Source organism: Gammaproteobacteria bacterium (genome assembly GCA_013696315.1).
Classification (GTDB): domain Bacteria; phylum Pseudomonadota; class Gammaproteobacteria; order JACCYU01; family JACCYU01; genus JACCYU01.
Window position 1 is genome coordinate 1 of sequence record JACCYU010000016.1, and the last position, 9,881, is coordinate 9,881.

Annotated in this window: 10 protein-coding genes and 1 pseudogene; 3 read left to right on the top strand and 8 right to left on the bottom strand. The window is 63.9% G+C overall.

Annotation, left to right across the window (positions count from 1 at the left end; translation table 11 throughout):
* Nucleotides 1–1,596 (top strand): thioredoxin domain-containing protein (locus H0V34_00875; protein MBA2490302.1); only part of this gene is annotated, 1,596 nt, incomplete at its 5' end.
* A 123-nt stretch (nt 1,597–1,719) separates the two neighbouring features.
* Nucleotides 1,720–2,463 (top strand): 1-acyl-sn-glycerol-3-phosphate acyltransferase, encoded by a 744-nt coding sequence (locus H0V34_00880; GenBank protein MBA2490303.1) that lies wholly within the window; start codon nt 1,720–1,722, stop codon nt 2,461–2,463.
* Between the two features lie 17 nt (nt 2,464–2,480).
* On the opposite strand, the gene H0V34_00885 is transcribed toward H0V34_00880, so the two are convergent.
* The 3 genes from H0V34_00885 to H0V34_00895 are packed head-to-tail and all read right to left on the bottom strand — an operon-like array spanning nt 2,481 to nt 4,553.
* Nucleotides 2,481–3,281 (bottom strand): metal ABC transporter permease, encoded by an 801-nt coding sequence (locus H0V34_00885; GenBank protein ID MBA2490304.1) that lies wholly within the window; start codon nt 3,279–3,281, stop codon nt 2,481–2,483.
* Entirely contained in the window at nt 3,274–4,068 is a 795-nt protein-coding gene (locus tag H0V34_00890; protein MBA2490305.1) for a metal ABC transporter ATP-binding protein, read from the bottom strand. The genes H0V34_00885 and H0V34_00890 overlap by 8 nt, the downstream gene beginning before the upstream one ends.
* Nucleotides 4,069–4,091: 23 nt before the next feature.
* Entirely contained in the window at nt 4,092–4,553 is a 462-nt protein-coding gene (locus H0V34_00895; protein ID MBA2490306.1) for a transcriptional repressor, read from the bottom strand.
* Between the two features lie 75 nt (nt 4,554–4,628).
* Between H0V34_00895 and H0V34_00900 the strand changes: the two genes are divergently transcribed.
* Nucleotides 4,629–5,543: a zinc ABC transporter substrate-binding protein gene (locus tag H0V34_00900; GenBank protein MBA2490307.1), complete on the top strand. Its 915-nt coding sequence runs from the start codon at nt 4,629–4,631 to the stop codon at nt 5,541–5,543.
* Here the strand turns inward: H0V34_00900 and gcvPB are convergent.
* The 5 genes and pseudogenes from gcvPB to H0V34_00925 form a co-directional block, all read right to left on the bottom strand.
* Nucleotides 5,540–7,079: pseudogene (gcvPB, locus tag H0V34_00905) on the bottom strand (aminomethyl-transferring glycine dehydrogenase subunit GcvPB). The gene H0V34_00900 and the pseudogene gcvPB sit on opposite strands and share 4 nt — an antisense overlap.
* Nucleotides 7,080–7,112: 33 nt before the next feature.
* Nucleotides 7,113–7,613: a thiol peroxidase gene (gene tpx / locus H0V34_00910; GenBank protein MBA2490308.1), complete on the bottom strand. Its 501-nt coding sequence runs from the start codon at nt 7,611–7,613 to the stop codon at nt 7,113–7,115.
* A gap of 105 nt (nt 7,614–7,718) precedes the next feature.
* Entirely contained in the window at nt 7,719–9,083 is a 1,365-nt protein-coding gene (gcvPA, locus tag H0V34_00915; GenBank protein ID MBA2490309.1) for an aminomethyl-transferring glycine dehydrogenase subunit GcvPA, read from the bottom strand.
* Nucleotides 9,084–9,161: 78 nt separating this feature from the next.
* A complete protein-coding gene (gcvH, locus tag H0V34_00920; GenBank protein MBA2490310.1) occupies nt 9,162–9,554 on the bottom strand; it encodes a glycine cleavage system protein GcvH in 393 nt (130 codons plus the stop codon).
* 40 nt (nt 9,555–9,594) lie between these two features.
* Nucleotides 9,595–9,881 (bottom strand): hypothetical protein (locus H0V34_00925; protein ID MBA2490311.1); only part of this gene is annotated, 287 nt, incomplete at its 5' end.

The window sequence follows — 9,881 nt, forward strand, 5'->3', positions numbered from 1 at the left end:
CAGCAGAACGCCTCCATGCGCAAGGCGCTGGAGAGCATTTTCGGAGAGCCGCCGGCGGGCGAACCACTCGGCGAGGCGGCGCTGAATCTGGCCCGCCTGCAACTCGAACAAAGTTTCGGTGCGCGCGACGGTGGCTTCGGCGGCGCACCCAAATTTCCGCATCCCACCAACATCGAGCGCCTGCTACGGCACTGGGCGGCGTCGCGGGACAATCCGGATCGGCAGGCGCTGCATATGGCCGTATTTTCGTTGCAGAAGATGGCGCAGGGCGGCATTTACGATCACCTGGGCGGTGGCTTCTGCCGGTATTCGGTCGATGGTCAGTGGATGATTCCGCATTTCGAGAAGATGCTGTACGACAACGGTCCCTTGCTGGGGCTGTGTGCGCAGGCGGCGGTGGCCACCGTTGATGCCGAACTGGAACGCACTGCGCGCGAGACCGCGGGATGGGCGATGCGCGAGATGCAGTCGCCGGAGGGCGGCTACTATTCCTCGCTGGACGCCGACGCCGAGGGTGAAGAGGGCAAATTCCATGTCTGGGACAGGGCACAGATAGAAGCGCTGCTGGAGCCGCGCGATTACGCGATCTTCGCACGGCGTTTTGGACTGGATGGTCCGGCCAATTTCGAAGGCCGCTGGCATCTGCGCGTATGCGCGGACTTGAACGACCTCGCCGCGGCGTTTGACACGGACGAGCATACGATCAGCATCAGTCTCGCAAAATCGCGACAAACGCTTTTCGATGTGCGCGAGGTACGCGTGCATCCAGGCCGGGATGATAAGGTTCTCACCAGCTGGAACGCGCTGATGATCAAGGGCATGGCCACAGCGGGCCGGCATCTGGAGATGCCTGAATGTATTGCGTCGGCCCAGAGATCGCTGGATTTTGTCCGGCAAACCTTGTGGCGGGACGGGCGGCTCCTGGCGACCTTCAAGGACGGCAAGGCGCACCTCACGGCTTATGTCGATGACTATGCGTTTCTCATCGACGCCGTGCTGGAGCTGTTGCAGGCGCGCTGGCGCGGTGATGAATTAACGTTCGCCTGCGAACTCGCTGATGCCCTGATCGAGCACTTCGAGGACCGGGAAAGCGGCGGTTTTTATTTCACCGCCGACGATCACGAGCCGCTGATCCAGCGGCCCAAGGTGCTGGCCGACGAGGCCACACCAGCGGGTAACGGCGTGGCTGCGCAGGCGCTCTCGCGGCTGGGATTTCTGGTTGGCGACACGCGCTACATCGAGGCCGCCGAGCGCACCCTGAAGGTCGCCGCCGGCGCGGTGGCGCAGGCGCCAATTGCTCACGCGAGCCTCTTGGCGGCGCTGGAAGAACGTATCACGCCCCCGCAAATCCTGATTCTGCGCGGCGCGGGCGAGACGTTCGAAAGCTGGCAGCGCGCCGCCGCGCGCGCCTACGCGCCGCGGCGCCTGGTTTTCGCGATCCCGACCGATGCGCGGGACCTGCCACCGGCGCTTGCCGAAAAAACGTCGGACGGGGCGACGGTCGTATACCTATGCGAGGGCATGACCTGCGCGGCGCCGATCACGGACACCGAAAATTTCGAGAAGATGCTCGGCGCCACCGACGCTAGTAGCTAACCGCGCGCATAGCGCTTCGCATCCGCGGGATTCGCGCACGCGCGCCCATCGGCTAACATGTGCGTCCGCTGAAATCCTCCGACCTGTTCCGGCATGAAGAAAATCCGCGTCGCGTACCGGCTGATGCTGCTTGGCGTACATATCGTCGTGGGGCTCGCGATCGTCGCCACCCTGCTGCGACGGGGAGAACGCCTGCCACCGAATGACAAGGCAAGCAAAGTAGTGCGCTGGTGGCTCAACCGCTCCGGCCGCATCATGGGGCTGCGCGTCAAGATATCTGGCGTGTTGCCCGAACGGCCGGTGCTGGTGGTGTCCAATCACATCTCGTGGCTGGATATTCCGGTGCTGGGCGGCGAGCTGCCGGTCAGCTTCGTCTCCAAAAGCGAAATTCGCCAATGGCCGCTGCTGGGCATCATATCGGGCCGCGGAGGGACACTGTTTATCCGGCGCGGTGGCAAGAACGCGGCCAACGCGGCCGCCGAAAAGATCGGCTTCCGGCTGCGGCATGGTGACAGCATCGCGGTGTTCCCGGAGGGCACGACTACCGATGGTCACACCGTCAGACGGTTTCACCCGCGGCTGTTCGGCGCGGCGGCGCATGCCGATGTTGCCATTCAGCCCGTGGCGATCCGGTATCCGCATCCGCTGGGCGTGCACCCCGCCGCACCGTTCGTGAGAAACGAGTCATTGTTCAAGCACGGCGTGCGCGCGCTGGGCGAGAAACGCATCGATGTCGAGCTGACCTTGTGTCCGCCAATTGCCAGCCAGCCGGCGGACCGCCGGACATTGTCCAGGTTGGCGCACGAAGCGATCCGGGAAGCGGTCGAACAACAGCCGGAAGATTTTCGGACCCGCTCACGCGGATGACTCTTCCGGTTCCGCGGTCAGCGGCCGGCGGGCACACGGCGGTGCGGAACGAGTTGCACGACGACGAACGTCAGCGCGGCGACCACGACGATCGACGGCCCCGCGGGCGTATCCCATTGCAGCGACGCGGCGAGACCGCCGATGACGGCCCCGCCGCCGATCAGGCTCGCCAGCAGCGCCATCTGCTCCGGGCTCTTTACCAGCCGCCGTGCGGCCGCCGCCGGGATGATCATCAACGCGGTGATGAGCAAAATGCCGATAATCTTCATCGCGACCGCAACCACCACGGCGACCAGCAGCATGTGCCCCACGCCTACCCAGTTCACCGGCACGCCTTCAACCCGCGCCAGTTCTTCGTCGATGGTCATGCATAGGAGCGGACGCCACAGCGCGATGACACCCAGCAGCGCCAGCGCGCCGCCGCCGAAAATCCACCACAGGTCTCGATCGGAAATCGCCAGAATGTCGCCGAACAGATAGCCGGTTAAATCAACCCGCAGACCTTCCACAAAGGCGACCGCCACCAGCCCCAGCGCCAGCGCGCTGTGCGCCAGAATGCCCAGTATGGTGTCACTCGCGAGATGCCGCTGCTGTTGCAGTGCGGCCAGCAGCAAGGCGGCCGTGACACACACGCCGAGCACGGCCAGATTGAGCCCGACGTTGAACAGCAGACCGAGTGCAACACCCAGCAACGAGCTGTGCGCCAGGGTGTCGCCGAAATAGGCCATGCGGCGCCAAACGATGAACGAACCCAGGGGGCCCGCCACCAGCGCCACCGCGAGGCCGGCGCCGGCCGCGCGCAACATGAAATCATCCATTAACATCTTTGCCCTCGCGCTGATCCGGGTCGTTACCTAGGGGCACGACTTCGCCGTGCAGATCGTGCGCGTGGTCATGATGATGTTTGTAAAGGCCGATGCCGCCGAGACGCTCCGCACCGAACAGCTTCAGGTATTCGGGATGCTGACTCACCGCCTCGGGCTGACCGGTGCAGCAAACGTGATGGTTCAGGCAGATCACCGAATCCGACGCCTCCATGACCAGGTGCAGGTCCTGGGAAATCATCAACACGGCGCAGCCGTGACGATCGCGGATGGCGGCGATCAGCCGGTACAGATCACCCTGCCCGCCCACATCCACGCCTTGCGCGGGTTCGTCCAGCACCAGTATCCCCGGGCGGCGCAGCAGCGCGCGGGCCAGCAATATGCGCTGAAACTCGCCGCCCGAAAGCACGCCTACCTGCGAATTCTCCACGTGCGCGCCACCCACTTCCTCCAGGGCGACGCGCACCGCGGACCTGGACGTGCGGTTGTTGAGTTCGAGAAAGCGTTTCACGGTCAGCGGGATGGCTGGGTCGATGCGCAGGCGTTGCGGCATGTAACCGATCCTGAGTCGTCGCGCGCGCGTAACGCGGCCGGAGATGCACGGCACAAGTCCCAGCAATACACGCAGCAAGGTGGTCTTGCCGGCGCCGTTGGGACCGATCAGGGTCACGATCTGGCGCGCATGAATGGCCATATCCACGTCGTTGAGAATACCGCGTCCGTCAAAGGTCACGTTAATCCCTTGCGCCTGCAGCAGGGGTTGTCCGACCGCATGCAGCATCGATATCTGGCTTGCGGGTGTGCTCACGAGGCGGGCTGGCATGCGTTACAGATGCCCTCGATTTCCACAATCTGCCGCGGGATGCGATAGCCCAGCCGCGCGGCGCGCTGAGTGATGTCGTCCATGATTTCCTGCTCCTGAAGCTCCATCGTACCGCCGCAGCCGGTACATACGAAGATCAGTCCGCAGTGCCCGTTCCGCGGGCGACAACAGGCCACGAACGCACTGGATTTCGCGATGCGGTGCACCAGCCCGTGGGCCTGCAGGAATTCAAGGGTGCGGTAGATAGTTGGCGGCGCGTCGCTGTAGCCATCCGCGCGCAGCTCGCTTAGCAGGCTGTACGCACCCACCGGCTTGCCGCATGCCAGCACCAGTTCCAGTACGCGGCGCCGCAATGGTGTGAGACGCGCGCCACTGAGTTTGCAGATCTGCTCGGCGGCCACGAGCCCTTTGCCGCGGTCAGCGGCGGTCCAGTTTCGTTGCATAGGCTTCGCTATCTGGAATGACGCATTATTGTTACATTATAACGTTCCGACCTCTCACTGTACCAATCAAACGTCATGTCCGCCGGAAAATACATCACTCTGCTGCTGCTCGCCTGCCTGTACACAATGCACGTCAGCGCCGCGCCGCGCGTGGTGGCGAGCATCGCGCCCGTACATTCACTGGTCGCCTCGGTCATGCGGGGCGTTGCCGAGCCTGAGCTGCTGGTGCCGGCCGGCGCTTCGCCGCACGCTTTCGCGCTCGCGCCGTCCGATATGCGGACGTTGTATGACGCCGATCTGATCGTGTGGGTGGGCAGGCCGCTGGAGCGGTTTCTCATCAGACCGCTGAATGCCATTGGCAATCCAAGCGCGCAGGTGGCGGTGGCGGCGCTGCCGGGTATGGGCCTGCTGAAGCTTAAGGACAGCGGTGAAGAACGCGACGGCGGTTTCATGGAGAGTCGGACGACCCGTGGCGCGGACCCGCATCTGTGGCTGGACCCGCGCAACGCGCGCCTGATCGTGACACATGTCGCACGGCGCCTGGCCGCGCTCGATCCCGGCAACGCGCGGCATTACGCCACCAATGCCAAGGCGACCATCGCGCGTATCGATGACCTGGATGCGCGCATCGAGCGTCGGCTCGCCTCTGTCAAACACCTGCCGTTCGTGGTGTTCCACGATGCCTACCAGTATTTCGAGCGGCGCTACGGCCTCAGCGCGGTCGCCGTGATCCAGAGCGATCCGGAGATCAGCCCCGGCGCGCGCTGGATTCTCGAGGTGCGGGCAGCGATAGAAACCGAGCATGTGCGTTGCGTGTTCGGGGAACCGCAGTTCAATTCCGCGCTGGTGGAGACGGTGCTGGAAGATACTGGCGCGCGCCGCGGCACCCTGGACCCCGAGGGCGCGGACATCATACCCGGCCCGGACGCGTATTTTATCTTGATGCGGCGCCTGGCGGATTCGTTACTCGGCTGCCTGGCGAAAACCTAACCCGCCGCTTCCCGACAGCCAAGATCCAGCTCGCGCGCGGCGCGTACCTCGTCTAAACGGCGATTGGGCAGACTGTACGGCGCGCCCTGCACGCGGCCGGCTTCGTTGTCCGCCTCCGCGCGGATCGCCACCAGCGCCTTCACGAAGCCATCGAGTTCGTCCTTGCTCTCGGTTTCGGTCGGCTCGATCAGCAGGCATTCGGGCACCAGCAGCGGAAAATAAGTCGTCGGCGCGTGGTAGCCGTAATCCAGCAGGCGCTTGGCGTAATTGGCGGCGGTCACGCCTTGCGTCTTCGCCTGGCGTTTGAGCGTGACGATAAATTCGTGTGTGGCGCGACGGTCGGGATAGCCCAGATCGAATCCCTCGGCGGCCAGCCGCGCCATCAGATAATTGGCGTTCAAGGTCGCGAATTGCGCGACTCGCGCCAGGCCCTCACGCCCCAGCATACGAATGTAGACGTACGCGCGCAGCAGCACCCCCGCGTTGCCGGCGAAAGCCGAGAGGCGACCGATAGTTTGCGGCAGCTCGCGTTCGTCCAGCCAGCAATAAATGCTCCCTCCCCCTTCACGGGGGAGGGCTGGGGAGGGGATGCAAGCCGCATCACCACCCCCCTCCTGACCGCGCCCGGCAAGGGGAGGCATCTACTTTGCCCACCACAGGCACTGGCATGAAGGGCAACAGCCGCGCGCCGACGCCGATTGCGCCCGCACCTGGGCCGCCGCCGCCATGCGGTGTGGAGAAGGTCTTGTGCAGGTTCATGTGGATCACGTCGAAGCCCATGTCGCCGGGCCGCACCTGCCCCAGAATCGCATTTAGGTTGGCGCCGTCGTAATACAGCAAGCCCCCGGCGTCGTGCACCAGGGCGGCGATGTCGCCAATGCGGCGCTCGAATACACCCAGAGTAGAGGGATTCGTCAGCATCAGGCCGGCTGTCTGCGGCCCGACCGCTGACAGCAAGGCGTCCATGTCGATGTCGCCCGATCGGTCGGTGCGAATCTCACGCACCGTATACCCGCACATCACCGCCGTGGCCGGATTGGTGCCGTGCGCCGCGTCCGGCACCAGGATCTCTTTGCGCGCCGTATCGCCCCGCGCATCGTGATAGGCGCGAATCATCGCCACACCAGCGAATTCGCCCTGCGCGCCAGCCATGGGCGTCAACGACACGCCCTGCATGCCGGTGACGCTCTTGAGTATCTCCTGCAGATCGAACATGCATGCCATGAAACCCTGGCTGAAACGCGGCGGCGCGTGGGGATGGCGATTGACCAGACCCGGCAGCATTGCCAGCGCGTTACAGGCGCGCGGGTTGTATTTCATGGTGCAGGAACCGAGCGGATAAAAGTGCGTGTCGATGGAGAAATTCAGCCGCGACAGCCGCGTGTAGTGGCGCACCGCCTGTAGTTCCGACACCTGCGGCAGCGCGGGCGGCCGCGCCCGCCGAAAGCGCGCCGGCAGGGATTCGGTGCAGGCGAGCACGGATGGCGCCTGCGCATAGCTGCGCCGTCCGTTACGCCCGCGTTCGAAGATCAGCATGTGGCAAACAGGGATCGCGGTAGCGCAATTCGCTCAGGCCATGGCCGCCATGGCCTTGTCATAATCCGGCTCTTGCGAGATGTCCGGCACCAGCTCCGTGTGCACCACTTTATCATTTTCGTCCAGCACCACCACCGCACGCGCCGCGATGCCCTCAAGCGGACCGTCCTGGATCAACACGCCATAGTCTTTGGCGAAATCGCGCGAACGCATCAGCGACAGCGGGATAATGCGCTCCACGTTCTCGGCGCCGCAGAACCGCGACGCCGCGAATGGCAGGTCCGCCGACACCGCCAGCATCACCGCGTTGCCCTGTTCCTTGGCGAAGTCGTTAAACTTTTTCGTGGACTTCGCACACACCGGCGTATCGACGCTGGGCACGATGTTGAGCAGTTTTTTCTTGCCTTTGAGATCGGCCAGCGATACATCTTTCAAATCCTTGTCCACCAGACGGAAATCGGGCGCCTTCGAGCCTACCTTTGGCAGTTCGCCATTAGTGTGAATCTCTTTACCCTGAAAGGTAATGGTACTCATCAAGTTCGCTCCTTAAGAGTTTTTCGGGTTGCAAAAATGCGCGAGAAAAATGCGCTGGTGCATACGGAAGATGGCCGCATATGCGCACGGCGGAGTCGTGAGCGACTACTGTAACACCCGCGCGAGTGTTTGCGCGTAGTGCTCGATATCCTGCGCGGTCTTCGTTTCCGTGGCGCAGACCAGCACACAATCCTTGAGTTCCGGATAGTCCGCGCCCAGCGCGTAGCCACCGAGAATACTCTGCTCGGCAAGGGCGTCCAGCACCGGTTGCGCGGGACACGGCAGCCGCAGAACGGATTCGTGAAAGTAATCGCTGTCGAACACCCGCGCCACACCATCAATCCCCGACAGCGCGTCGGCCAGCGCATGTGCGTTCGCGTAGCAACTCGCCGCCACCCGCTCCAGACCTGGCCCGCCGAGTAACGCGAGATGGATGGTGGCGGCGGTCACCAGCAGTCCCTGATTGGTGCAGATATTCGAAGTCGCCTTCGCGCGGCGGATGTGTTGCTCGCGCGCTTGTAAGGTAAGCACAAAGCCGGGGTTGCCATCGGCATCCACGGTGCGGCCTACGATGCGACCGGGCATATGTCGCACATGCGCGCGCCGTGTGCACATAAATCCGCAATAGGGCCCGCCCGAACTTAAGGGCGCGCCCAGCGGCTGGCCCTCACCCACCACGATATCCGCGCCTTGGATTCCCCATGCGCCCGGCGGTTTAATAAGCGCAAGCGAAACCGGATTCACCACCGCGATGGTCAACACGCCGTGCGCTTGCGCCCAGGCCGTGAGTTCGTCCATCTCCTCCAGTACGCCGAAAAAATTCGGTTGCGGGATGACCAGCGCGGTCGGCGGCGCGTCCGCGTAATTCTCCAGCACCGCCGGGTCTGTGCGACCGCTGACCTTGCCGTACGGGAGCTCCAGCAACTCAATGCCTTGATGACGCACGATGCTGCGCACCGTGGCGCGATACGCCGGGTGCACGCTCGCCGGCATCAGCACCCGCTGAGGGCAGGTTTTCGGCTTGCGGCTCACCCTCATCGCCATCAGCACCGCCTCGGCCAGCGCGGAGGCGCCATCGTACAGCGACGCATTGGCTACTTCCACGCCGGTCAGCGCCGTCATCATGCTCTGGTATTCATACGTGAGCTGCAAGGTGCCCTGCGAGGCCTCCGCCTGATAAGGCGTATACGAGGTGTAAAACTCGCCGCGCGTGGCAAGCTGCCAGACGGCGGCCGGGATGTGGTGTTCATAGGCGCCGGCGCCGATGAAGTTAAGCGGCACGCCGTCGCGCGACGCGACCTCGTTCATCAGGCGCGCCACTTCCATCTCGTTCAAACCCTCGGGCACGTCGCTGAGCGGCCCGCAACGCAGCACGGCCGGGATCTCGTCGAACAACTGCTCGATGCGCTCGACATCAGCCGCGGCCAGCATCTCGCGGATATCGTCCTCGGTGTGGGGAATGAAGGGCATTTTTCAGCTTGAGCCTGAGCAGTTGCGGCAGTCGCGCAGTAAACCCCGGCCATGTAACAACCGATACACGGCGAGCGTTCAGCCGCCGGCGTGTGCGTGCGCCTGATAGGCGTCGGCATCCATCAACGCCTCGAGCGCCGTTGCGTCTTCAGGTGCTAACCGGAACAACCAACCCGCGCCGAACGCATCCTTGTTGATCGCTTCGGGCGTCTCGGCCAGCGCAAGGTTGGATTCCACGATTTTTCCCGACAGCGGCGCGTAAATATCGGAAGCGGCCTTGACCGACTCCACCACCGCGCACGCCTCACCAGCCGTGACTTGCGTTTCAGGGGGCGGCGTCTCGACGAATACCAGATCGCCAAGCTGCTCCTGCGCGTGATCGGTGATACCGACGGTCACCGTACCGTCGTCATTGAGCCGTACCCATTCGTGCGACGGGGTGTACTTCAGATCGGCGGGTAACTGGCTCATGACAATCTCCGGTCAGTTATCGAGTAATAAGATGGATTCTTTACGAGCTCGGCCCAACGGGTGTGGGTTGCGCGCGGGATGCCGTGGGGATACATGCCTTGCCGTTGCGTACGAACGGCGGTCTGACCACGCGCGCCGGCAGGCGCTGGCCGCGGCTTTCCACCTCGCAGCATTCGCCCGCTGTTATCGGCACCCGCGCCAGTGCGATCGGCACGCCTAGGGTGGGAGAGAAACCTCCGCTGGTGACCTCACCTTCTTCGCCGGTTTCGAACAGCACTTTCTGCTGCGCCCGCGGCACGCCGCGCCGTTCGACGACCAGCCCTATCC